The sequence below is a fragment of the Romboutsia sp. 1001713B170131_170501_G6 genome (genome assembly GCF_015668195.1).
In the GTDB taxonomy this organism is placed as follows: Bacteria; Bacillota; Clostridia; order Peptostreptococcales; family Peptostreptococcaceae; genus Romboutsia_C.
Genome location: NZ_JADPFC010000001.1, coordinates 381923 through 405421 on the forward strand (window position 1 = coordinate 381923; position 23499 = coordinate 405421).

The 23499-nt window shown below is 26.4% G+C and carries 25 protein-coding genes; 15 read left to right on the top strand and 10 right to left on the bottom strand.

All coding sequences use genetic code 11. The annotated features are described in order from the left end of the window. The first annotated feature begins 26 nt into the window (after window positions 1-26). Together thiE and I4U89_RS01880 are read left to right on the top strand one after the other, a co-directional pair. The gene (gene thiE, locus I4U89_RS01875) at window positions 27-641 is read left to right on the top strand and encodes a thiamine phosphate synthase (protein ID WP_195937980.1); all 615 of its coding nucleotides are present in this window, start codon (window positions 27-29) and stop codon (window positions 639-641) included. Window positions 642-774: 133 nt separating this feature from the next. Beyond that, window positions 775-2439, top strand: a complete 1665-nt coding sequence (locus tag I4U89_RS01880) for a sensor histidine kinase (protein WP_195937981.1) — start codon at window positions 775-777, stop codon at window positions 2437-2439. A gap of 35 nt (window positions 2440-2474) precedes the next feature. Here I4U89_RS01880 and nhaC read toward each other — a convergent pair whose 3' ends face one another. Further along, the gene (gene nhaC, locus I4U89_RS01885) at window positions 2475-3881 is read right to left on the bottom strand and encodes a Na+/H+ antiporter NhaC (protein WP_195937982.1); all 1407 of its coding nucleotides are present in this window, start codon (window positions 3879-3881) and stop codon (window positions 2475-2477) included. Between the two features lie 387 nt (window positions 3882-4268). Here nhaC and I4U89_RS01890 point away from each other — a divergent pair, with 387 nt between their 5' ends. Further along, complete coding sequence (locus I4U89_RS01890) at window positions 4269-5183, top strand: DNA-processing protein DprA (protein ID WP_195937983.1); 915 nt, start codon at window positions 4269-4271, stop codon at window positions 5181-5183. 63 nt (window positions 5184-5246) lie between these two features. Here the strand turns inward: I4U89_RS01890 and megL are convergent, their stop codons facing one another. Further along, a complete protein-coding gene (gene megL / locus I4U89_RS01895) occupies window positions 5247-6440 on the bottom strand; it encodes a methionine gamma-lyase (protein ID WP_195937984.1) in 1194 nt (397 codons plus the stop codon). A 328-nt stretch (window positions 6441-6768) separates the two neighbouring features. Between megL and I4U89_RS01900 the strand changes: the two genes are divergently transcribed. Beyond that, window positions 6769-7716: a polysaccharide deacetylase family protein gene (locus I4U89_RS01900; protein ID WP_195937985.1), complete on the top strand. Its 948-nt coding sequence runs from the start codon at window positions 6769-6771 to the stop codon at window positions 7714-7716. A 46-nt stretch (window positions 7717-7762) separates the two neighbouring features. Here the strand turns inward: I4U89_RS01900 and I4U89_RS01905 are convergent, their stop codons facing one another. Further along, window positions 7763-8014 carry a DUF1294 domain-containing protein gene (locus I4U89_RS01905; protein ID WP_195937986.1) on the bottom strand — a complete coding sequence of 84 codons (252 nt, stop codon included), beginning with the start codon at window positions 8012-8014 and terminating at the stop codon, window positions 7763-7765. A gap of 127 nt (window positions 8015-8141) precedes the next feature. Here I4U89_RS01905 and I4U89_RS01910 point away from each other — a divergent pair, with 127 nt between their 5' ends. The 5 genes from I4U89_RS01910 to I4U89_RS01930 all read left to right on the top strand — a co-directional run bounded on the left by I4U89_RS01910 (window position 8142) and on the right by I4U89_RS01930 (window position 11483). Further along, window positions 8142-8744 (top strand): NUDIX hydrolase, encoded by a 603-nt coding sequence (locus I4U89_RS01910; RefSeq protein ID WP_195937987.1) that lies wholly within the window; start codon window positions 8142-8144, stop codon window positions 8742-8744. A gap of 90 nt (window positions 8745-8834) precedes the next feature. Further along, window positions 8835-9476 carry a C40 family peptidase gene (locus tag I4U89_RS01915; RefSeq protein WP_195937988.1) on the top strand — a complete coding sequence of 214 codons (642 nt, stop codon included), beginning with the start codon at window positions 8835-8837 and terminating at the stop codon, window positions 9474-9476. 190 nt (window positions 9477-9666) lie between these two features. Beyond that, window positions 9667-10566 (top strand): cysteine synthase A, encoded by a 900-nt coding sequence (gene cysK / locus I4U89_RS01920; protein ID WP_195937989.1) that lies wholly within the window; start codon window positions 9667-9669, stop codon window positions 10564-10566. A gap of 19 nt (window positions 10567-10585) precedes the next feature. Beyond that, on the top strand, window positions 10586-11101 hold the full coding sequence (gene epsC / locus I4U89_RS01925; protein ID WP_195937990.1) for a serine O-acetyltransferase EpsC: 516 nt from the start codon (window positions 10586-10588) through the stop codon (window positions 11099-11101). A 76-nt stretch (window positions 11102-11177) separates the two neighbouring features. Next, the gene (locus I4U89_RS01930; RefSeq protein WP_195937991.1) at window positions 11178-11483 is read left to right on the top strand and encodes a GIY-YIG nuclease family protein; all 306 of its coding nucleotides are present in this window, start codon (window positions 11178-11180) and stop codon (window positions 11481-11483) included. 30 nt (window positions 11484-11513) lie between these two features. Here the strand turns inward: I4U89_RS01930 and I4U89_RS15560 are convergent, their stop codons facing one another. Next, a complete protein-coding gene (locus I4U89_RS15560; RefSeq protein WP_207744102.1) occupies window positions 11514-12431 on the bottom strand; it encodes a hypothetical protein in 918 nt (305 codons plus the stop codon). Window positions 12432-12681: 250 nt separating this feature from the next. Between I4U89_RS15560 and I4U89_RS01940 the strand changes: the two genes are divergently transcribed. Then, a complete protein-coding gene (locus tag I4U89_RS01940) occupies window positions 12682-13683 on the top strand; it encodes a hypothetical protein (protein ID WP_195937992.1) in 1002 nt (333 codons plus the stop codon). A gap of 73 nt (window positions 13684-13756) precedes the next feature. Here the strand turns inward: I4U89_RS01940 and I4U89_RS01945 are convergent, their stop codons facing one another. The 3 genes from I4U89_RS01945 to I4U89_RS01955 all read right to left on the bottom strand — a co-directional run bounded on the left by I4U89_RS01945 (window position 13757) and on the right by I4U89_RS01955 (window position 14880). Beyond that, window positions 13757-13945, bottom strand: coding sequence for a hypothetical protein (locus I4U89_RS01945; protein WP_195937993.1), 189 nt, complete (start codon window positions 13943-13945; stop codon window positions 13757-13759). A gap of 220 nt (window positions 13946-14165) precedes the next feature. After that, window positions 14166-14402, bottom strand: a complete 237-nt coding sequence (locus I4U89_RS01950) for a hypothetical protein (RefSeq protein WP_195937994.1) — start codon at window positions 14400-14402, stop codon at window positions 14166-14168. Between the two features lie 226 nt (window positions 14403-14628). Continuing rightward, on the bottom strand, window positions 14629-14880 hold the full coding sequence (locus I4U89_RS01955) for a hypothetical protein (protein ID WP_195937995.1): 252 nt from the start codon (window positions 14878-14880) through the stop codon (window positions 14629-14631). Between the two features lie 472 nt (window positions 14881-15352). Between I4U89_RS01955 and I4U89_RS01960 the strand changes: the two genes are divergently transcribed. From I4U89_RS01960 to I4U89_RS01970, 3 genes are all read left to right on the top strand, one after another. Beyond that, complete coding sequence (locus tag I4U89_RS01960) at window positions 15353-16516, top strand: AI-2E family transporter (RefSeq protein WP_195937996.1); 1164 nt, start codon at window positions 15353-15355, stop codon at window positions 16514-16516. A 249-nt stretch (window positions 16517-16765) separates the two neighbouring features. Then, window positions 16766-17170 carry a hypothetical protein gene (locus I4U89_RS01965; protein WP_195937997.1) on the top strand — a complete coding sequence of 135 codons (405 nt, stop codon included), beginning with the start codon at window positions 16766-16768 and terminating at the stop codon, window positions 17168-17170. A 107-nt stretch (window positions 17171-17277) separates the two neighbouring features. Continuing rightward, entirely contained in the window at window positions 17278-17505 is a 228-nt protein-coding gene (locus I4U89_RS01970) for a hypothetical protein (protein ID WP_195939183.1), read from the top strand. A gap of 44 nt (window positions 17506-17549) precedes the next feature. Here I4U89_RS01970 and I4U89_RS01975 read toward each other — a convergent pair whose 3' ends face one another. Next, window positions 17550-17696, bottom strand: coding sequence for a hypothetical protein (locus I4U89_RS01975; protein WP_195937998.1), 147 nt, complete (start codon window positions 17694-17696; stop codon window positions 17550-17552). Between the two features lie 291 nt (window positions 17697-17987). On the opposite strand from I4U89_RS01975, the gene I4U89_RS01980 reads away from it, so the two are divergent. After that, entirely contained in the window at window positions 17988-19847 is a 1860-nt protein-coding gene (locus tag I4U89_RS01980) for an SEL1-like repeat protein (RefSeq protein ID WP_195937999.1), read from the top strand. A 46-nt stretch (window positions 19848-19893) separates the two neighbouring features. Here I4U89_RS01980 and I4U89_RS01985 read toward each other — a convergent pair whose 3' ends face one another. Then, window positions 19894-20856, bottom strand: coding sequence for a calcium/sodium antiporter (locus I4U89_RS01985; protein ID WP_195938000.1), 963 nt, complete (start codon window positions 20854-20856; stop codon window positions 19894-19896). A gap of 187 nt (window positions 20857-21043) precedes the next feature. Next, complete coding sequence (locus I4U89_RS01990; RefSeq protein ID WP_195938001.1) at window positions 21044-21979, bottom strand: magnesium transporter CorA family protein; 936 nt, start codon at window positions 21977-21979, stop codon at window positions 21044-21046. A gap of 373 nt (window positions 21980-22352) precedes the next feature. On the opposite strand from I4U89_RS01990, the gene I4U89_RS01995 reads away from it, so the two are divergent. Then, window positions 22353-23480: an aldo/keto reductase gene (locus I4U89_RS01995; RefSeq protein WP_195938002.1), complete on the top strand. Its 1128-nt coding sequence runs from the start codon at window positions 22353-22355 to the stop codon at window positions 23478-23480. Window positions 23481-23499 lie beyond the last annotated feature (19 nt).

The following is a 23499-nucleotide window of genomic DNA, read 5'->3' on the forward strand; positions in this document are numbered from 1 at the left end:
CTAAAAAATTAATATAGGAGATAAATATGAGAGAAAAATTAAAATTATATTTAGTTACAGACTCAGAAATTTTAAAAGGTAGAGATTTTTATGAGTCTATAGAAGACGCATTAAAAGCAGGCGTAAAAACAGTTCAATTAAGAGAGAAAAAAGCATCAGGAAAAGAATTTTTAGAAAAAGCTTATAAATTAAGAGAACTTACAAAAAAATATAATGCAATTTTTATAATAAATGATAGAGTAGATATAGCAATGTTAGTAGATGCAGATGGTGTTCATATAGGACAAAGTGATATACCATGTAGCGAAGTTAGACGTCTAATAGGAAATGATAAGATAATTGGGGTATCTACTCAAAATTTAGAATTAGCGCTTAAGGCAAAAAATGATGGTGCAGACTATATAGGTGTAGGATCAATGTTTACTACAACTACTAAATTGGATGCAAAACATGTGAGCATAGAAGAATTAAGAAGTATAAAAGAAAATATAGACATACCAATAGTATGCATTGGTGGTATAAATTTATCTAATATATCTACCTTAAAAAATGAAAATATAGATGGATATGCAATAGTATCAGAGATATTAAAATATGATGATATATATAGCCAAACTAAAAAATTTATGGATGTAATATAATAAAAAAAGAAGATGCTTTTAAAAGCATCTTCTCTTTTTATTATAAATTAAACTCTAAAAAGATAATATAATTCAAGGAAACTGGATAAATATGTAGAATACTTATTAAGGGTTATATTTGGGGGAGAGAAGAATGAAAGAGTTTTTTAATAATTTGAGCGATAGTATATTTATATTAGATAAAAATTTTAATATAAAATTTTGTAATAATAAGTTATTAGAGCATATAAATGAAAAAGACATTAATTCTTTAAACATAGATAGATGTAGTAAAATGAAAATAGAGAAATTAGGGTTTAAAAACTACTTTGATATATGTATAAAATTAAATACATCAAATGGAGAATTTGAATTAAACACTAATATAACTAAGACAAAAGATAATGGTATATATATATTAGTAAGAGATATAATTGACAACAACATAGATAATATGGTAATTAATATAGACAATGTAGATAACAACATAAAAAGGGAGTTTAAAAGTTTAGAGAAATTAATATATGATATGAGTTGTATCTTAGATGAAATAAAACAAGGTAGTGATATATATAAAATTTTAGAAAGTATAGATTTAGAAGGTATTATAATTAACTTTATAGATGAAATAAAAAAAGTAGAACTTATAAAAAAGGATTTTGAGGTATTTTTTAGTATATCTGCAGATGTAATAGGAGCTATAGATAGAAATGCTTACATTAAACTTTTTGCAAAAGAATGGAATGAAATAACAGGATTTAATGAAGAAGAATTAACATCAACTAGTATAATTGATAAAATATATGATAAACATAAAGAAGAATTTTCAAATATTTTAAGTTTAAAAGATGATAACGTAAAGATAGTAGAAAATAAAATAATATGCAAAGATAATAGTTATAAATGGCTGAGATGGCACTTAAAATATTTAAAAGAAAGAGATATCATAGCATTTTCTATAAGAGATATAGATAAAGAAAAAGATGATGTAGAAGCTAGACAAAAATTAGAACAAAATATATATTTAGAGTCAATGAAAAATGAATTTTTCGCAAATATATCCCATGAATTTAAGACACCGCTTAATATTATGCTTGGAATAATACAGTTAATAGATATTAATATAGTAAAAGAAAATATAAAATTTAATAATAACATAGATCTAGAAAATTATATTAAATTATTTAGGCAAAATTTATATAGAATACTAAGGTTGGTAAATAATATCATAGATATAACAAAAATAGATGCAGGATATTATGAATTAGAACTAGGAAATTATAATATAGTAAATGTAGTAGAAGAGATAAGCTTATCTGTAACTCCTTATGCTAAAAATAAACAAATTGATTTGATATTTGATACAAACTGTGAGGAAATGGTACTTGCATTTGATCCAGAAAAAATAGAAAGAATACTTTTAAATTTATTATCTAATTCTATTAAACATACAAGTATCAATGGATGTATTTACGTAAATGTAGAGAACAAAGGAGATAGAGTATATATATCTGTTTGTGATAATGGAGAAGGTATAGATAGTAATAAGTTACAAAGTATATTTGAAAGATTTACACAGGCAAAGAGTAATATAGCAAGTAGTTATGAAGGTAGTGGAATAGGTTTATCACTAGTTAAATCTTTAGTAAATCTTCATGGCGGAGATATAAGTGTAGAAAGTGAGATAGGAAAAGGTAGCAAGTTTGAATTTTATCTACCAAGCAAGTTAGTAAAAAGTAAAACAAATATAAATAAATATATATCAGAAAATAGTAAGATTGAAATGTGTAATATAGAATTTTCCGATATATATAGATAAAAGCATCCATATGGATGCTTTTATTTTTTAGCATTTTATTTATTTACTTCTTTTTTAGGGATTGTAGCTATTTTAAATTTAATAGCTATCAAAAATAGTGAAACAATAGGATTTATTAAGTTTAAGAATGCATATGGAAGGTAGGCAAAAGTACTAACTCCTAATGTACCATAGATGTAAGCCCCACATGTATTCCAAGGAACTAAGGCAGAACTCATAGTCCCACTATCTTCAAGCGCCCTTGATAGCATTTTAGGATGAAGACCTCTTTTTGCGTATTCATCTTTAAACATTCTTCCAGGTATAACTATAGATAAATACTGTTCACCAGCTACTGTATTAGTCATTACGCATGTAACCATAGTTGAAAAAACAACTCCAAATGTACCTTTTGCAAATTTAAGTAAGGCTGAAGCTAAAGCCTCTAACATACCAGTTTTTTCAAGTATTCCACCTAAAGCTAGAGCAGATATTGTTAAAGAAACAGTACTCATCATACTCATTAATCCACCTTTAGATAATAATTCATCAACTTCTGCAATACCAGTATTAGAAACAAAACCAGTATGAGCTGCACTTATTATATCTCCAACTGATGCACCTTGAAATACTATAGCAAATACAAACCCTAAAATAGCACCAAATATAAGCCCAGGTATAGCAGGAACTTTAAATATTACAAGACCGATAACCACCATTGGAGGTATAAATAATATAGGTGATAGAGTATTAAATGAACTAGCCAAAGTATCTCTTATTAAATTAATATTAGACATGTCTAATTCTTGTCCTCCATATCTCATACCTATTATGCCATAAAGAACAAGGCATATTAAAAGAGAAGGTATAGTTGAATAAAGCATATAATTTATATGTTCAAATAAAGTAGCACCAGCCATAGCAGGAGCTAAGTTTGTTGTATCTGATAGAGGAGAAAGTTTATCTCCAAAATAAGCACCTGATATTATTGCTCCTGCAACTATAGGTGCTGGAATTTGAAGACCTTGACCAATACCTAAAAGAGCAACTCCAACAGTTCCCATAGTACTCCATGATGAACCAGTAGCTAAAGAAACTATACCACAGATAATTGTAGTAGCTGCTAAGAATATCCCTGGAGATAAGATTTTTAATCCCCAATAAATCATAGATGGAACAACACCACTAATTATCCAAGTTCCAATAAGCACACCTATTATCATTATGATAAGAATAGCCTGCATAGCCATTTTTATAGAAGAAAACATACTTTCCTCTAATTCGCTCCACTCAAATCCAAGTCTATAAACAGCTACTAAACCAGCGACTATAGCTCCACCGATTAAAGGAACATGAGGAGAAGCGCCGTATTTAAATATAGATATACCTAGAAATAAAGCTAAACATACAATTGGTATTAATGCATCAACTAAGGTAGCTTGCTTTTTTTCTCTTTTACTCATAAAATAAAAGTCCCCCTTAGAAATTTATAATTTTCACTAGAAGTAAACAAAAATATGATTATAATTAGATTAAGCAAATAATATGCCAGATATAGATAATAATAAATAAAAGCATTGTATATATATAGTTAAGTAAGAATTATCTGAAAATTTAAAAAGTATAAAATTGAATTGTTGCAAAAAAATAAGCAACTATGCAAAAATATTTGCATAAAATAGAGTCATTAGATGAAAAGAAAGGTATAACTGTATTTCTAACAATTGCATAATTTACAATTTTGAAGTAATAAAATATAGATATAAAAATACTTACTTATTTTAGTGAGTCTTTTTATAATTATTATTTGTATTGGTTAAACTAATTAAAATAATAAATAGGAGATGTTCATGGAAGATTTAATACTTACATTACTTAACCTACAAAATATAGGAAATAAAACTATAGAATACATACTACGCACTAACAAAAATATAAAAAATGATGAAAAAGAAATTTTACAGTTACTTAGAGAAGTTAAATTAAAAGGAAAAATAAAACGAATATATACATTAGATGATATAAAAATAGCTATTAACAAAACATATAAAATTAAAGAATCTTGTATAAAACAAAATATAAAAATTGTAAGCATACTAGAAAGTAGATATCCTGAAAAGTTAAGATACATAAATGATAGACCAACATTACTTTTTTATAAAGGAAATTATAGTGCTATGACAAATAATAAATCAATAGCCATAGTAGGAAGTAGAAGAGCTAGTATAGAAGGTTTAAAATCATCTTACAATATGGCAAATTTACTAGGAAAAGATGGATATAGCATTATAAGTGGACTAGCTAAAGGGTGTGATGAACAAGCTCATAAAGGTTGTTTAGATGCATTTGGAAGTACAGTAGCAGTTTTACCATGTCCTTTAGATAATATATATCCTAAAAGTAATATAAAGTTAGCAAATGATATAGTAGATAATAGAGGGTGCTTAGTAAGTGAATATCCATTAGAAAGCAATATACATAAAAGTAACTTTATAAGAAGAAATAGAATTCAAAGTGGATTAAGTAATGCTTTAATAGTATGTGAGACCAATGAAAATTCCGGAACAAATCATACTATAAATTTTTGTATAAGCCAAAATAGAATTTTATCTTGTATAAATATTAAAAGAAATGTAGAGATTATAGATAATAAAAATTGTATAGTTATAAATGGTGAATGTGATGTAAATAAACTTAAAGAAAAAATAGAAAATAGCAATAAAAATTATATAGATAATTGTAAGCAATTAATATTTAATTTATAAAAGTTATATAAACAAAAACTAGAGAGGTAAATTACCTCTCTAATATATATTAAAGAAAAATCACTATAGTCTATCAAGACCTTGCTTTAAATCTGCTATTATATCTTCATAATCTTCTAATCCAACAGATATTCTAATTAATCCATCTGAAATTCCTGCTGCAGCTCTTTCTTCTGGAGTATATGGAGAATGAGTCATTGAAGCTGGATGCTGAATTAATGTTTCACAGTCACCTAAACTAACAGCAAGAGTGCATAATTCTAAAGAATTTAATAATTTCTTGCCTGCTTCTAATCCACCCTTAACTTCAAAGGCTATCATACCACCAGGCATATCCATTTGTTTTTTAGCTAGTTCATATTGAGGGAAGCTCTTAAGGCCTGGATAATTTACTTTTATAACATTTTTATGAGTTTCTAAAAATTCTGCAACTTTCATAGCATTTTGAGTATGTCTATCCATTCTTATCTGTAAAGTTTTCATACCTCTAAGTATTAAATAAGCATCAAATGGGCTTAATACAGCACCAGTCATATCTTTAACTCCAAATAATCTTACTTGATTTATAAAGTCTTGTTTACCAACTACAAATCCTGCTATAACATCTCCGTGACCATTTAAGTACTTAGTAGCTGAATGAACAACAACATCTGCACCTAATTCTAGAGGTCTTTGTATGTATGGAGTACAGAATGTATTGTCTACTATAACTATACAATCTTTAACTTTATGTGCAATATTAGATATAGTTTCGATATCCATTATCTTTAAATCTGGATTTGCTGGAGTTTCTAAATAAACAACTCTAGTATTTTCTCTCATAGCAGATTCAACTTCATCCATATTAGATGCATCTACAAAAGTTACATCTACACCATATCTACTTATACCATGATTTAGTAATGCAAATGTACAACCATATAATGTTTTTGAAGCAACAACATGATCTCCTGCTTTTAAAGCAGTCCAAAGAGCAGAACTTATCGCACCTATTCCAGAAGCTGTTGACATACAAGCTTCTCCATTTTCAAGTAGAGCTATTTTTTCCTCTAATTGAGAATTTGTAGGATTTCCTAATCTAGAGTAGATGTATCCACCTTCTTCAAGAGCAAATCTTCTTCCACCTTGTTCAGCACTGTCGAATACAAAAGTTGATGTTTGGAATATTGGTGTAGTTAAAGCACCAGATACTGGATCTTTATGATGTCCTCCGTGAATAGCTTTTGTAGCAAATTTTTTCCCTCTTAAGTTTTCCATAGTAATTCCCTCCTAAATTTGATTAAATAGTAGTGTCTTACAATTTTCCTGAAAACGTTTTGTTAAGTTTTCACCATCAATATAACACTAAAAAAAATTTTTGTAAACAACATGGAATAAAATAGTAAAATTCCTATAATTTAAAAAATTTAGATATAATACAAACTAGAGAAATTCAATACCCCTATTTGATAAATTAAAAATCATTATTATAAAATAGTTGGATACAAAATTGTAAATTTTATCATGTGGTTTTTTACAAATAAGTGCTATATAATTAGATGTGGAACAATTATAGACAATAAAAGACAGAACGGGGGAACTTTTTATGGCGAAAAAGAACAATATAAACTTTGGTTCTAAGAAAAAAGGTCGCATTGATGTTAAAAAAGTAGCATTAGTTTCAGTAGCATCAATAGTCATAATATTTGGAGGCTATAAGTTAGTCGGAGCGACAGCATCATTTATAGCTGAACAAAAGCAAGAAAAAATTGAAATGCAAAAAAAGGCTGAAGCGGAAAGACTAGCAGCTGAAAAGAAGCGTAAAGAAGAAGAAGAAGCTAAAAAAAGAATGGTCGGAGTTAATCATGAAGGTAAAAAATATACTTATGATGCATTAAAAGTGGCTGACAAATTAAAGAAATATGATTATAGCAACAATGGAGAAAAAGTAGTATTTTTAACTTTTGATGACGGTACATCAACAACAGTTACTCCACAAATATTAAAAATATTAGATGAGTACGGAGTTAAAGCAACATTCTTCTTAACAGGAGAAAATATTGAACGTGGTGGAGCAAAAGCTAAAGAACTTATAAAAGAAGAATTTGATAAGGGTCATGCAATAGCTAATCACTCTTATAGCCATGATTATAAAATACTTTATCCTAATAGAGTTTTAAATTTAGATAATTTTAAAGGTGACTTTGCAAAAACAGATAAGATATTAAAAGACACTTTAGGTCCAAACTTCTCAACAAGAGTTATAAGATGTCCAGGAGGACATATGTCATGGAAAGGTATGGAGCCATTAGATCAGTATCTAAACGAAAATAAAATGGCATCTATAGACTGGAATGCTTTAAGTGGAGATGCAGAAGGTGGAAGAAAAACTCCAGCGCAATTAGTAGAATATGCTAAAAAGACAGCACAAGGTAAAGAAATGGTAGTTGTATTAATGCATGATACTTATGGAAAAGAAGCAACTGCAAAAGCACTACCTCAAATAATAGAATATTTCAAATCAAATGGATATGAATTTAAGACATTATCTTAATTTTAATAAAAAGCCTACAGGTATTTATTACCTTGTAGGCTTTTTATTATGTTAGAATCAGTATTTGAAGAATTAAAATTATTGGAATTCCTATCTTAAACTTGTTTTTTTGAGTTTTATGGTGGAATCTATACATTCCAATTAACATTCCTAAACTACCACCCACTAATGATAGTATCATAAGAGTGTTTTCGCTTATTCTATATTCATGATTTATGGCTTTTTTCTTATCTATATACATTGAATAAAAAGAAGCTATATTTATAATTAGCAGATAAAATAAAAATAAATTTTCCATATATAATCCTTTCTTTATAATTAAAATATTAATAATCATAAATGAATATAATAACTTATATACTATAAAAATATATTATACACTAGTATAATATTAACATAGAATAAATAAAAAGGAAGTGTAAAATATGACTAAAATAAAAGATGTATCTACATTAGTTAAAACTAAATTTGTAGGACTTTATGATGTTAAGTATGAAAATAAGAATAATGACACAAGACACTGGATGGTAGCATCAAGAAAAGATGAGAATAATCTAAAAGAAATATATATGAATGATAAAGAAGATAAAATAGATGCAGTAGTAATAGCAGCGTATCATAAAAGTGAAAAGAAGTTAGTACTTATAAAACAATTTAGAGTACCTATAAATAGTTATATATATGAACTTCCGGCAGGTCTTGTAGATAATGAAGAGGGTATAGAAAAAGCAGTAAAAAGGGAATTAAAAGAGGAGACAGGTTTAGAACTTATAAGTATAAATAATATAAATAGTAATGATAAACTATATTTATCTCCAGGAATGACTGACGAATCAGTAGCATTTGTGTATTGTTTATGTGATGGAAATTTAAGTAAAGAGTTTTTAGAAGAAGATGAAGATATAGAAGCATTTTTAGTATCAAAGGAAGAAGCTAAAGAGATAATAAATGGACGAGAAAAAATAGATATAAAATCATATCTATTACTTCAAATGTTTATAAACTTAGGAGAAAAATTATTTTATTAATTATATGACATAAATACTAAACATATATATATGATAACCGTATTATTTAATGTACGGTTTTTTATATATAAGTAAGTAGGGAGATTTAGTATGAATGTTAACCAAATAGTTATGATAGAGCTTTTAAATGCTATAAGTAAATCTAATTCAAAAAATAAAGCTTGTACAAATAATAATTCAAATGTATTTGATTTTGTATTACAAAGTACATTTAATAGTATGCTTAATGGTAGCCAAACATGTAGTTGTAGTTGTAGTAATGAGAAGCAAAATAAACTTAATGATTTAGAGACACTTTTAAGTAATGTTAACGTAAATAAAGTTAATAATAGTAGTAATATAAATAATGTTAAAAAAAGTAATAATAAGATGGATGATGCAATAAAATTGCTAGAAAGCCAAATAGGCAAGCCATATGTATGGGGGGCAACAGGACCAAAATCTTTTGATTGTTCTGGACTAGTTCAATATGTTTATAAAAATGCACTAGGTAAAGATATACCTCGGGTATCATATGAACAAAGTAAGTTTGGCCAAGCTGTTGAGAAAAATGATTTACAAGTTGGAGATTTAATATTTTTCGATACTATGAATAAAGGTAGGGTTAGTCATGTTGGAATGTATGTAGGAAATGGCGAGTTTATACATGCATCTAATCCAAAAGATGGAGTTAAAAAATCTAAGCTAACAGGTTATTATGAAAAACACTATAGAGGAGCCAGAAGACCATAGAACTAATTACCTATAAAATAAGTTAAGATATATCATAAGCTTATGATATATCTTAACTTATTTTATAGGCATATATTCTTAAGATTGATTAAGTGATTTTTTTACAGAGTATAAATATATATATTTATGGGATTTATATTTATATAATAAAAAATAATAAAAATAAATACTAAAATATAAGGAGCAAATTATGATTAATGAAAATATACTATCTACAATAGGAAATACTCCTATGATAAAACTTAATAATATAGGTAATAAAAATATATATGTAAAACTAGAAAAATACAACCCAGGAGGAAGTATAAAAGATAGAGCTGTTTTAAATATGATAAAAGGGCTAGAAGAAAGAAATATATTAAAAAATGGAAGTGTATTAGTAGAAGCTACAAGTGGGAATACAGGTATAGCTCTATCAATGGTAGGAGCATTAAAAGGATACGAAGTTATAATAGTAATGCCAGACACTATGAGTGAAGAAAGAAGGACTCTTATGAAATGTTATGGTGCCAAATTAATATTAACAGATGGCAAGCTAGGTATGGATGGTGCTATAAACAAAGCTAAAGAGTTAATAGAAAATAATGAAAACTATATAAGTTTAAATCAATTTGAAAATGAAGATAATCCATATGCTCATTACAATACAACAGCAGTTGAAATATTAAATGATGTTAAAGACATAGACATTTTTGTTTGTGGTGTAGGGACAGGAGGAACATTAACAGGAATAGGAAGATACCTAAAAGAAAAAAATAAAGACATTAAGGTGGTAGCATTAGAGCCAAAAAGTTCACCTATAATATCTAAAAATATTAAAGGACCTCATAAAATTCAAGGTATAGGAGCAGGATTTATACCTAAAAATTATGATCATAGTATAGTAGATGAGGTTATTACAGTAAGTGATGAAGAGGCTTATGAAGGAGTAAGATTGATGGCTAAAAAAGAAGGTATATTAGTAGGAATATCATCAGGTGCAAATATTTATGGTGCACTAGAATTATCAAAGAAATTTCCTAATAAGAAAATAGTTACAGTAGCACCAGATGGGTTAGATAAATATATGTCTTTAAATATATTTAATTAAATCATAGAGGGATGATTATATGTTTGAAAAAATTAAAGCAGATATTGAGTATATAATGGAGAATGATCCAGCAGCAAGAAGCAAAACAGAAGTATTTTTACTTTATCCATCTATACATGCAAGGATAGGGCATAGTATTTCTCATTTTTTATATAGTCATAAGAGATTTTTTTTAGCAAGGTTAGTATCACAAATCTCAAGATTTTTGACAGGTATAGAAATACATCCTGGGGCTAAATTAGGTGGAGGAATACTTATAGATCATGGTATGGGGGTAGTTATTGGAGAAACTGCTGAGGTTGGAAGTAGAGTAACTATATATCATGGAACAACTTTAGGTGGAACAGGAAAAGAAAAGGGAAAAAGACATCCAACTGTTGGTGATAATGTAATAATTGGGGCAGGAGCCAAAGTTTTAGGTCCTGTCAATATAGGATCAAATTCAAAAATAGGATCAAATGCAGTTGTTTTAAAAGATGTACCAAATGGAGCTACAGTTGTTGGAATACCTGGTAAAGTAGTGAAGATAAAATAATTTTAAAAAGCAATACAATACATCTAAAACATGTTATTATATATTATAAAGTTAAAAATTAAGGATGGATGATTTTATGCATTTTACATATATAATAAGATGTAGAGATAATTCTTTATACACAGGGTATACAACCGATATAATAAGACGTATAAAAGAACATGAAAAAGGTATAAATTCTAAATATACACGGTCAAGGGGTTTTTTAAAACTAGAAGTATGTTTTGTAAGTGATACGAAAAGTAAAGCTATGAAATTAGAAAGTTATATAAAAAAACTTTCTAGAAATAAAAAGCTTTGGCTAATAGAAAATAATGAAGAGTTTGTAAATGAATTAGAAGATAAAGAAGAATATAAAATATATAAAGAGGAAGCTTTATAATAATCAAGCTTCCTCTTTATATATTTTATATTAATTTTTATAAGGGATCTTCTTAGGAGGCATATATTTTTCTTTTACTTTTTTACCAGGAGCTTCATATCCTTTAGGTCCCATTTCACCTTTAGGTCCAGCAGGTCCCATAGGCCCCATTTCACCTTTAGGTCCAGCAGGTCCCATAGATCCCATTTCACCTTTAGGTCCAGCAGGTCCCATAGATCCCATTTCACCTTTAGGTCCAGCAGATCCCATAGATCCCATTTCACCTTTAGGTCCAGCAGGTCCCATAGATCCCATTTCGCCTTTAGCGCCTTTAGGTCCAGCAGGTCCCATAGGTCCCATCTCACCTTTAGATCCAGAAGGTCCCATAGGTCCCATCTCACCTTTAGATCCAGAAGGTCCCATAGGTCCCATTTCGCCTTTAGCGCCTTTAGGTCCAGCAGGTCCCATAGGTCCCATTTCGCCTTTAGCGCCTTTAGGTCCAGCAGGTCCCATAGGTCCCATTTCACCTTTAGCGCCTTTAGGTCCAGCAGGCCCCATAGGTCCCATTTCACCCTTAGGTACTTGTACACCTATACTCAAATTTGTACCACATAGAGGATTAACATAGGTTTCTTTACCAAAATCTATATATTGAATGGCATTAAGTTTTACGTATATAGGTCCCTTACCGGATGGCGTTTTACCAACAACTCCGCAACTATTTACATCACATATACAAAGTCTTAATATACAATTATTATCTACTAACTTTAATCCAACAATCCTTCCTATACAATTACATAATATATGAAATATTTCACAGTTGCACAAGTCTACAGGATATACAAACATAGGAGACATTTTTAAATTTGCACCTTTATTTTTTTTATATTCTTTTTCACAATGGCAATCATCTAAATCATAGTACTTTTTACACTTCTTAGTTTTATCCATACAATCTTTATGCATACAAACACCCCATGTCAAATATTTTAATTTAGTAGTAATACTACATAATATACATATATGATAAAAACATTTAAAAGGAAACAATAAGTTACCAAAATAAATAAAATATATATAACAATAAGTGATGGAAAAATATAAGAGATATTCACTTTATCAAGCATTTTAAATAAGTCACCCTTAAGAAATTTAATACATATAATGATGTAAGGTGTCGTATAGATACTTTAATTAATAAAAGGAGGCTTATTTTGTGAACTCTGAAGAGAAAAATAATAGAATAGAAAGTTATGAAGAATATGAAGATTATATGTTAATGGATAGTATTTCTAAAAGATCTCCTTTTTACAATTTAAATAAGAGTGTTGAAAGAAAGTACAACAAAAATTGTAAAGAAGAAGAAAAAGAGCACAACAAAAAATCAGACGAGAGTAGTGACAAATGCAAGTTAATAGAATCAAATAATAGCACTAAAAGTAATGTAAATCAAAATGATAAAGAAGAAGAAAAAGAGCACAACAAAAATTCAAGCAAGAAAATTAACACAAACAAGTTGCTAGAATTATTACTACGATATATTAATAATAAGGAAATTAACCCATTAACTTTAATGAACCTAGATGATGATACAAAAAATATATATTCAAAATCTAATTTAAAAGATATGAATGTACTAGATGGTTTATTATCAAATATGTTAATGAGTGATTATAAACTAAACGAAAGTAATAATAATTCAATTGAAGAAATTATAAAACTAATGAATGGAGGGATGCCAAAAATGAATCTAAATTATGGAAATAGTGAAAATAATAAAAATAATGAAGATATAAATGAGAATATAAAACGAATACTAGAAAGAGTAAATATAGATGAATTAAAACAAGAAGTAGAAGGTAAATCTATGGATGAAATTATAGAAATAGCTAAAAAAGTATCATCGGGTATGAACTTTGATAATAGACAAAATGAAGAAAATAAATCAAATGTAAATAATATATTAGAAGAAATAGATATAAATAAACTAAAGCAAGAAGTAGAAGGAAAGTCTATGGAAGAAATTATAGAAATGGCTAAAAAAATATCATCAAATATAAATTTTGATAATGAGCAAAATGAAAAAAGCAAATCAAATATTAATAATGATGCAAGCAATATATTAGAAGACATCGATATAAATAAATTAAGAGAAGAAGTAGAAGGAAAGTCTATGGAAGAAATTATGGAAATGATAAAAAAGATATCTAAAAAATAATTGCATATATAAAAATAAGACACCTATTATATTCTAGGTGTCTTTTATTAATTAATATATATTATAATTTATACTAAATTAAGCAATTACCATGTCCTTTTTTATTACAGCAGAATAAAAGGATTATTATAATAAATACAAAGCATTTATTATTATCATCAAATCCACAACCTTGTCCGCAGTCAAATCCATCATTACAAAGTAATAAAAGTAATATTATAAAAAAGTTATCATTACAAAAACATCTATCGTTTCCAAACATAGTAAAACCTCCATTGTATTTTTATTTAAGCTTTAAATTAAAAGATATATTTTTATATATCTAATAAATAATATGTATAAAATGCAGAAAAAGTTACTAATTTCGACAAAATGATTAAATTAATAAGTTATGTAATTAATTTAAATAAAATATAAAAAATTATATACAAAAAAGCACCTATAATAGGTGCCTTTTTTATTAATATATGTTATAACTTATATTATCTTAAGCAATTGCCATGTCCTTTTTTATTACAGCAGAATAAAAGGATTATTATTATAAATATAAAGAATCCATTTTTATCGTCGCATTTGTTATGATGATTACATTCATCATGATGATCCCATTTATCATCACATTTATCATGACGATCACAACCGAAACCATCGTTACAAAGTAATAAAAGTAATATTATAAAAAAGTTATTATCACAAAAATCATTATTTCTTCCAAACATATTAAAACCTCCATTATATTTTTATTATTTAAGTTTAAAATTAAAAGATATATTTTTATATATCTAATAAATAATATGTATAAAATACAGAAAAAGTTACTAATTTCGACAAAATAATTGAAATTAATTAATGAATTCAAATAAAGACATAAAAATAAATGTATATAAAAATGAGGCACCTATAATAGGTGCCTTTTGTTAATTAATATATATATTATAACTTATATTATCTTAAGCAATTGCCATGTCCTTTTTTATTACAGCAGAATAAAATGATTATTATAAATATAAAGAATTCATTATTATTACATCTTCTATTATGGTCTCCATCATGGTCTCCACCATGGCATCCATCATGGCCTCCACCGTGACCGCAGCCAAAACCATCATTACAAAGTAATAAAAGTAATATTATAAAAAAGTTATCATCACAAAAACCATTATTTCTTCCAAATATATTAAAATCGTTTCCAAACATATTAAAACCTCCACTATATTTTTATTATTTAAGATTTAAATTAAAAGATATATTTTCATATATCTAATAAATAATATGTATTAAACGCAGAAAAAGTTACTAATTTCGACAAAAATATTTAAAATTATACAAAAATTTAAACTAAGTGTACTAGTCAGGTGATAAACTAAAAGGAGAGAAAATGAACTTTCAAATATATAGTAAATTTCGTATATATCTTCAAATAATAAAATATATAAAAAGGGAAAATGAAAGAATTTATTGGAATAAATGGTGTTGGTAAATTAACAATATTAAAATATACAAAGATGAAATACTATGTAGTTAATATTAAATTTTAATATGAAGATAAATTCATATTAAATATATTAATTTATTGACAATAAATATGTTATATTGGTTATAATTAAATGATAGGTAAAAAAATTATGCTATTAAAAGGTAAATTTAATTAGGAGGAATCACAACGTAAATGAAAGTTGAATGGAATAACAAATATACTACCATATCGGTGTATGCGATTATAGTTATATGCTGTAGTTTATTATTTTTTAATATATTAGACAAACTACCAGCATTTACTGAAAACTTAAGTTGGGTTATGTCAACATTACAGCCTTTTGTCATAGGATTTGTAATAGCATATTTACTTAACTTTATATTAGTATTTTTTGAAGAAAAGGTATTAGTATTTGATTCAATTAAAAATATGAAACAAAAAGGTAAAAGAGCTATAAGTTTATTATTAACTTATACAACAGCTTTTATAATACTTTATTTATTTATACAATTTGTGTTACCACAGTTAGTAGATAGTGTGGTAGGGCTTGTTAATGACATACCAACATATGTAAATAATGTAACTGTATTCATAGAAAGTCTAACTAAAAATATAGATTTAAACAATGAATATATGACAGTAGCAGTAGGTAAGTGGAACGAATTTATAGACTATACTATAAAAATAATATCTAATTTAATTCCAGTACTTGGAGGCATGTTAAAAACTACTGCATCAGGTGTTTGGAATATAGTATTAGGCTTAATAATATCTATTTATATGTTAATAGATAAGGAAAAGTTCTGCGGACTTAGTAAAAAAGTAACTTATGCGGTATTTAATAAAGCTAGTGCTGATAAAGTTATTGAATTAACAAACAGAGCAAATGATACATTTGGTAAGTTTTTAAGTGGAAAGATAATAGATTCAGCTATAATAGGTGTATTAACTTTCATTGTACTTACAGTATTTAAAATGCCATATACATTACTTATATCAGTAATAATAGGTATAACTAATATAATACCATTCTTTGGACCGTTCTTTGGAGCCATACCTTCAGTTATAATAATAATGTTTGTATCTCCAATTAAAGCATTATGGTTTATATTAATAATAATAATTATACAACAATTAGATGGGAATGTAATCGGACCTAAGATATTAGGAGATTCAATAGGAATATCAGCATTTTGGATATTATTCTCATTATTAGTAGCAGGAAAGTTACTAGGATTAGTTGGAATGATAATAGGTGTTCCTTTATTTGCTTGGCTATACTCTATATTAAAAGAGATAGTAGAATATAGATTAAAGGAAAAAGGTCTACCAGAAGATACAGAAAAATATATTTAATGCAAAGAGGCTGTTGTAGAATGATTAGATCTAATCATTTTGCAACAGCCTCTTAAATGTTATAAATTCTGAGAGTAATGTAATAACATTTATATTATTGACAAAAATAATATAAATATACATAAAAAACTAATTTGCTTGATTGAGTCAATTATACATTGTATAATAAAGGAAAAGCTTATCTTATATAAGAGTACCTAGCTATAACTTATTAATCATAATAATCACATCATTAGGAGGAAATGTCTTATGAGTAGGGAGTTAGAATTAGAGGACAACGAAATAGTAAGAGCTAGTATGAAGTGTTATAGGGAAGTAAGCAATACTGAATTAGTGTTAAATTTTTTAACTAATATGTTTGTAGCTAATCAATCACTAGTTGCAGCAGGAGAAATAGTTAGTGAATATATAGTAACACTGACGGATAAAAATCTATATTTAGAAGGAATATATCATGTACCATTAGGGGGATTACCCGAGGTAAGTAATTTGTCAAAGATACCCTTAAAAAATGTTGAAGATTTTATTGTACAAGAAAAAGGAAAAGAAGAGTTAGTTACAATACTAGTAAATAAAGGCAAAAATTTAAAATTAATACATAAAAATAATGGTTGGACCAATGATGCTATGAAGATTAAAGAGCTATATTTTTAATATAAAAAAGAGCTATCTAATATTAGATGGCCCTTTTTTATGATTTATAATTATGATATAATAAGACAAAATTAAAATATATAAAGAAAGGAAGAGTTATGACAGAAATAACTATAAAACTTACAAGAGATAATTTTAATTTTAGATTTAAGCAGTATGAAGGAATGTTTTTTAATGCAAGTATAAATGAAGGTAATGAAGTTGTAAAATATAAAATAACTAAAGATAAAGAAGGAAAAGAACTTAAGGAATTTGGAAACACACATATAAAAGAAAAGCATATGTTGTATATACCTCAAATTGAAGCATATATAGATTTAAAAACTTTAAGATAGAAAATACCTCACTTAATTTACTTTAAGTGGGGTATTTTTTTATTTTAGATAAACATTCTATAAACTAAAAGTATTATAAATAGTACAAGTGCTATTTTAAAGACTAATCCACCTAAAAACTTAATTACTTTTATTGTAATACCAATTAACACAATAGCCATAACTATTTTAAAAATTAAATCTATATTCATAAAATCACTCCTATTTGCTAATTTATAAATAATTATTAGAAAGCATTATAATACTAATACATAAATGAACAAGCCATTTAAACTCATAATAAATACTATTTATACATAAATTATATAAGATATTAATATGCATGGCTATACACTACATAAAAATTAATTAAATATATCTACTATTACAATATTATTACAGAAAGACAAAAAATTAGCTAAAAATTGTAGGTTTGTTATATAATATATAATTATTAAAACATATTACTAAAATAAAAGTAAAGTTTAAATAGGGAGTTAAATATGAGAAGTACAAAATTTTCAATACAAAATATAAAAAATATTCCAAAAGACCCAGCAATACATCACACTAAAGCAAGTTTGCTTGAGAAAATGGGTAAAATAGATAAAGCTATAGAAACATATATAAAATCTGCAGAAGAAGGATATGTAAAGTCTCAATATGCATTAGGTAATATATTTGAATCTAGAGGTCAATACAATGAAGCAGAAAAGTGGTATTCTATGGCATTTAGGAATGGACAAGAAGAAGCTGCTCTTAACCTAGGCAATATATATTTTATATCTAATGCTTATGAATATTCACTTTATTGGTATGAAAAATTGGCTACTTTAGGTGATTTACAAGCTCAAAATAATTTAGGAGTTGTTCATTATAAACTTAAAGATTATATAAGGAGCGAAAAGTGGTTAAAAGAAGCAACTAAAGGCAATTTTGGTTTAGCTTGCTTTAATCTAGGTATACTTTATGATAAATTAGGAAAAAAAGAAGAATCTATTGAATATTATAAGAAGGGTTCAGTATTATTAAATGAAGAATCTAAGTATAATTTAGCTATAATAAACTATATAAATGGTGATGATAAGTCAGCAATAAGCTTATATAAATATTTACATAAAGTAGGAAATTTAAAAGGCTGTTTTAATATAGGTCTTATAATGGAGATTAATGAAGAATTTGAAGAGGCTGAAAGGTACTATATAAAAAGTGCTGACAAAGGTTGTACAAAGTCTCAATATAGATTGGCATATATATATGATAGAGATGAAGATGATAAAAATGCTATAGAGTATTATGAAGAAAGTATAAAAAATGGATGTGCTTTAGCAAGTTATAGATTAGGAAACTTATATAACAGAAATAATGATATAGAAAATGCTAAAAAGTATTATGAGATAGCAGCAAATTCAGATATAATAGAAGCTAAAAATAATTTAGCCGGTTTATATTTTGAAGAAGAAAATTATGAAAGTGCGAAAAAATATTATGAGGAATGTATAGAAGAAGGACTAATAGAATCTATTGAGAATCTGGGTGATTTATATCATAAGATAAATGATATAGACAATGCCATATCTTGTTACAGAAAAATAGAAAATAGGTTATCATGTCAAGTTAAGCTTGGGAAAATATATGAAGATAAGTGTGATTTTGAAAAAGCTTTAATGTGGTATAAAAGAGCTAGTGAAAATCAAGATGTAGAATCTAGCTATAAAGCAGGATGTATATATGAAGCTAATAATGATATAGAAAATGCTAAAAAGTATTTTAATATTGCCGTATCAAAAAATCACATAAATTCAAGAATACATTTAGGTAGAATATACTTTGCAGAAGAAAATTATGAAGAAGCAAAGAAAATGTTTGAAACACCAGCAAATGATTCAAATATATATTCACAACACATGCTAGGTCTTATATATGATATTTTCTATAAAGACTATACAAATTCAAAATATTGGTACGAAAAAGCTAGAAATCAAAAGTGCGAAGAATCTATATATAACCTAGGGCAATTAAGTTTAAAATTAAATGAAGATGAAGAAGCTAAAAAATACTATAAAGAAGGTTTTAATTTAGGAAATAAGAAATGTGAATACATGCTAGCTGGTATATATTATAAGAAAAGTTTAGATATGTATAAAAGTTTAGCAGATGAAGAATATGATAATTCTAAGCAAATATTAAAGACAATGCCAGAGCTGAGTATAAACTTTGATGAAGTACTTACTCCGCCATTTAAAGAAATTAATTTAAATGAGGAAGAAGAAGAGTATGTACCAATATATATATTAGAAAAAGATGAGAATTTAAAATTACAATTTGAAAAGCCCTTAGAAGAAATGATAATAGATAAATAATAGATAAAAAGTACCTCAAAGTAAAATATATTACTTTGAGGTATTTTTACCTTGAAACTAAATATATCATATATATAAAATATGTAGTTATTAAAAATAAACTTTCATACTTTGTTATTTCTTTATCTTGAACAACAAATATATAAGAAAGTATTATAGCTCCTATCATAAATATACTATCCAATATTAGTGCAGGCTCTAGATATAAAGGAGAGATAAATGCTGATGAACCTAAAATAAATAAAATATTAAATATATTAGAACCGATTACATTTCCAATCGCAATATCGTTTTCACCTTTAGTGGCTGCAATAACAGATGTAATAAATTCTGGTAAAGAAGTACCAAGTGCTACAACTGAAATCCCAATTAAGTGATCACTTACACCAAAGGAATAAGCTATATTAGTTGCACAACTTACAACCATTTTCCCACCAATTATAATAGCTACAAGACCAACTCCTGAAATTAATAAAGACTTAGCTAAAGAGTTATCTATAGATATAGAGGCTATATTTGTATTTGCTTCTAAGAATTCATAACTTTCTTTTAGTGAAAAGTTTCTACTTCTTAATGCTTCTTTTATCATATCATATAAAAATAGTAAAAATAATAATAAAAGCATCATACCATCAATACGACTTATAGTTAAGTCTATTGACAAACCTAAAGCTATCATAGAGGTAATTATAAGTACTGGCATCTCCTTTTTTACTATTGATTTTCTAACCTGTAAATTTTTAATAAAAGCAGTTGTACCTAAAACCATCAATATATTAAATATATTAGAGCCAATAATATTTCCTAGAGATAAACCGTTTTGATTATTTATAGAGGCTATTATACTAACTGAAAATTCAGGCAAAGATGTACCAAAAGCTACAATAGTAAGTCCAATTAAAATTGGAGGAATTTTTAGTATAGTGGCAATATCTGATGAACCGTCAACAAAGTAGATAGCTCCTTTTATAAGTAGTAAAAAACCGAAAATTAGTAATATGTAATTCATACAATTACCTCCCAAAAATAAATAAGTAAATATAAGTTTATGCAAATTTATAATAAAAAACCTCCAAGGTAGAGCATGTCTGCCTCGAAGGTCTTGATTTATAAAAAATTTGTTAATCAAGTTATTTTACAAGAGTGATATAATCATGTAAATTATATTATAGAATATGGTAAAACTAATGGTTATATTATAATAGCTTATTTCTAGACATAAAGAATGTAACAACTAAGCAAATTAAAGCAGTAATAACCATTACAATCCAAAATCCATTAATGTGGTTTGCATAAGGAATACCTCCAACGTTCATCCCAAAGAAACCAGATACAATAGTAGGTATAGTGGTTATAAGAGTAACAGATGTTAAAAATTGCATAACATTATTTTGATTATTACTAATAATAGCACTAAAAGCATCCATGATTCTACTTAATATATCTCCATATATAGTGGCCATCTCTAAAGCCTGTTTATTTTCAACTATAACATCTTCTAGTAAATCTTCATCATCAGAGTATTTTTTTATACTAGTAGTACGAACCATTTTATTTAAAACTAGTTCTATAGCTTTTAAAGAAGTAGAAAAATAAACTAATGATTTTTCAAGTTCTAGAAGTTGTATAAGTTCTTTATTTTTCATAGATTTAGTAACTTCCTTTTCTATAACAGTAGTTATTTTATTTATTTTTCTTAGATAATATAAATAATAACTAGCATTTTTATGAAGAATTTGAAGTATAAATCTAGTTTTTTTATAAGTGTAAAATTCTTTTATATGACCTACAATAAAGTCATTTATAATTTTAGTTTGAGCAGAACATACAGTAAGTATTGCATTTTCACAAATTATTATACCAATAGGAATAGTAGTATAATGAGTTGAGTTCACATCACTTTCATCAACTGGGATATCAATAAGTATAAGTGTATGATTATCTTCAACATCTATTCTAGAGCGTTCCTCTTCATCAAGAGCAGATCTTACACTATCTTCATCTATATTTAATAAATCAACTATTTCACTTATTTCATTTTGATTAGGTTCAACAAGATTTATCCAACAGCCACTTTCAAATGAATTTAACTTTTCTAGTTTGTTGTCAATAGTCTTATAGTATCTTATCATGGCAACACATCCTTTATTCAATTTTATATAAATCTTATCACTTAGTATTATTAATTAAATGACTGATTTATATAAGAGGATAGATAAATTAGCCATTTAAAAGATAATAATAAGTGATGCTTTTTAAATCAATATCCCCCAAAGGACTTTGATCCATTTTCCATCACTCTCCTATTAAAAATAATATTAAAAATTTTATATCCTTTAAATAGGATACATTGTTATTAAATATAAATCAAGTTTTCAGCTAAAAATATATTAAAAAAATAAAGAATATAGCATGATTTATTTGATTAATAATAAAAATTGTAATATATAGGAAAAATTATTAAATATAATATAAGTAGATAATATTTTTATAGGGGGAAGTAACATGATATATAGAGAAATGGGAAATACTGGTGAAGAAGTGTCTATATTAGGATTTGGATGTATGAGGTTTCCATTAAAGGATAATAAGATAGATAAGAAAAAATCAAAGGAAATGCTTATATATGCAATAGATAATGGTATAAATTATATAGATACAGCATACCCATATCATAATGGAGAAAGTGAAATATTTGTAGGAGAAGTATTAAAAGATGGATATAGAGAAAAAGTTAAATTAGCTACAAAACTACCTTCATGGTTAGTAAACAAAAGAGAAGATATGTATAAATATATATATGAACAGTTAGAAAAATTACAAACTAATTATATAGATTTTTATTTAATACATAATCTAAATAAAAAAGATTATACTAGATTAAAGGAAAATGGGTTATTTGACTTTATAAAAGATATAAAAGAAAGAAGTATAGTAAAACATATTGGTTTTTCATTTCATGATACATTAGATGTATTTAAGGAAATTGTAGATGACTATTACTGGGATTTTGCTCAGATACAGTATAATTATATAGATGAAGATTATCAAGCAGGTACTGATGGACTTATGTATGCTAGAGAAAAAGGATTAGGTATAGTTATAATGGAACCACTTCGAGGAGGAGCATTAGTAAATAATTTATCTAATGATATAACAAATATAATTAATAATAGTTCAACTAGCAAAAGTGCTGTAGAATGGGCTTTTAAGTTTTTATATGATAAGAAAGAGATAGATGTAGTTTTGAGTGGAATGTCAAGTTTAGAACAAGTTGTAGATAATATAAATATAGCTTCTAAGGAAGGTATAAAAGAATCCATGAGTAAATATGAAAAAGAAACCATAAAAGAGCTTAGGGATATGTTTAAATCCAAAATAAGAGTAAATTGTACTGGATGTAAATATTGTATACCATGTCCAAATGAAGTTAAAATACCAACTTGCTTTGAATTATTAAATAATGCATATATGTTTAATAATATAGAAGAATATAAAAAACAATACAATATGTATTTGGTAGATTCGGGAAATGATGCAAAAAAATGTGTAGGATGTGGATTATGCGAAGAGAAGTGTCCTCAGCATATAAATATAATAGAAAAGTTAAAAGAAGTTAAAGATACATTTTAATACTAAAAGTATATATTTA

Bases quoted from the DNA above. Each gene is read 5' to 3' on its own strand.
- thiE (WP_195937980.1), top strand. From the start codon at position 27: ATGAGAGAAAAATTAAAATTATATTTAGTTACAGACTCAGAAATTTTA.
- I4U89_RS01880 (WP_195937981.1), top strand. From the start codon at position 775: ATGAAAGAGTTTTTTAATAATTTGAGCGATAGTATATTTATATTAGAT.
- nhaC (WP_195937982.1), bottom strand. From the start codon at position 3,881: ATGAGTAAAAGAGAAAAAAAGCAAGCTACCTTAGTTGATGCATTAATA.
- I4U89_RS01890 (WP_195937983.1), top strand. From the start codon at position 4,269: ATGGAAGATTTAATACTTACATTACTTAACCTACAAAATATAGGAAAT.
- megL (WP_195937984.1), bottom strand. From the start codon at position 6,440: ATGGAAAACTTAAGAGGGAAAAAATTTGCTACAAAAGCTATTCACGGA.
- I4U89_RS01900 (WP_195937985.1), top strand. From the start codon at position 6,769: ATGGCGAAAAAGAACAATATAAACTTTGGTTCTAAGAAAAAAGGTCGC.
- I4U89_RS01905 (WP_195937986.1), bottom strand. From the start codon at position 8,014: ATGGAAAATTTATTTTTATTTTATCTGCTAATTATAAATATAGCTTCT.
- I4U89_RS01910 (WP_195937987.1), top strand. From the start codon at position 8,142: ATGACTAAAATAAAAGATGTATCTACATTAGTTAAAACTAAATTTGTA.
- I4U89_RS01915 (WP_195937988.1), top strand. From the start codon at position 8,835: ATGAATGTTAACCAAATAGTTATGATAGAGCTTTTAAATGCTATAAGT.
- cysK (WP_195937989.1), top strand. From the start codon at position 9,667: ATGATTAATGAAAATATACTATCTACAATAGGAAATACTCCTATGATA.
- epsC (WP_195937990.1), top strand. From the start codon at position 10,586: ATGTTTGAAAAAATTAAAGCAGATATTGAGTATATAATGGAGAATGAT.
- I4U89_RS01930 (WP_195937991.1), top strand. From the start codon at position 11,178: ATGCATTTTACATATATAATAAGATGTAGAGATAATTCTTTATACACA.
- I4U89_RS15560 (WP_207744102.1), bottom strand. From the start codon at position 12,431: ATGCATAAAGATTGTATGGATAAAACTAAGAAGTGTAAAAAGTACTAT.
- I4U89_RS01945 (WP_195937993.1), bottom strand. From the start codon at position 13,945: ATGTTTGGAAACGATAGATGTTTTTGTAATGATAACTTTTTTATAATA.
- I4U89_RS01950 (WP_195937994.1), bottom strand. From the start codon at position 14,402: ATGTTTGGAAGAAATAATGATTTTTGTGATAATAACTTTTTTATAATA.
- I4U89_RS01955 (WP_195937995.1), bottom strand. From the start codon at position 14,880: ATGTTTGGAAACGATTTTAATATATTTGGAAGAAATAATGGTTTTTGT.
- I4U89_RS01960 (WP_195937996.1), top strand. From the start codon at position 15,353: ATGAAAGTTGAATGGAATAACAAATATACTACCATATCGGTGTATGCG.
- I4U89_RS01965 (WP_195937997.1), top strand. From the start codon at position 16,766: ATGAGTAGGGAGTTAGAATTAGAGGACAACGAAATAGTAAGAGCTAGT.
- I4U89_RS01975 (WP_195937998.1), bottom strand. From the start codon at position 17,696: ATGAATATAGATTTAATTTTTAAAATAGTTATGGCTATTGTGTTAATT.
- I4U89_RS01980 (WP_195937999.1), top strand. From the start codon at position 17,988: ATGAGAAGTACAAAATTTTCAATACAAAATATAAAAAATATTCCAAAA.
- I4U89_RS01985 (WP_195938000.1), bottom strand. From the start codon at position 20,856: ATGAATTACATATTACTAATTTTCGGTTTTTTACTACTTATAAAAGGA.
- I4U89_RS01990 (WP_195938001.1), bottom strand. From the start codon at position 21,979: ATGATAAGATACTATAAGACTATTGACAACAAACTAGAAAAGTTAAAT.
- I4U89_RS01995 (WP_195938002.1), top strand. From the start codon at position 22,353: ATGATATATAGAGAAATGGGAAATACTGGTGAAGAAGTGTCTATATTA.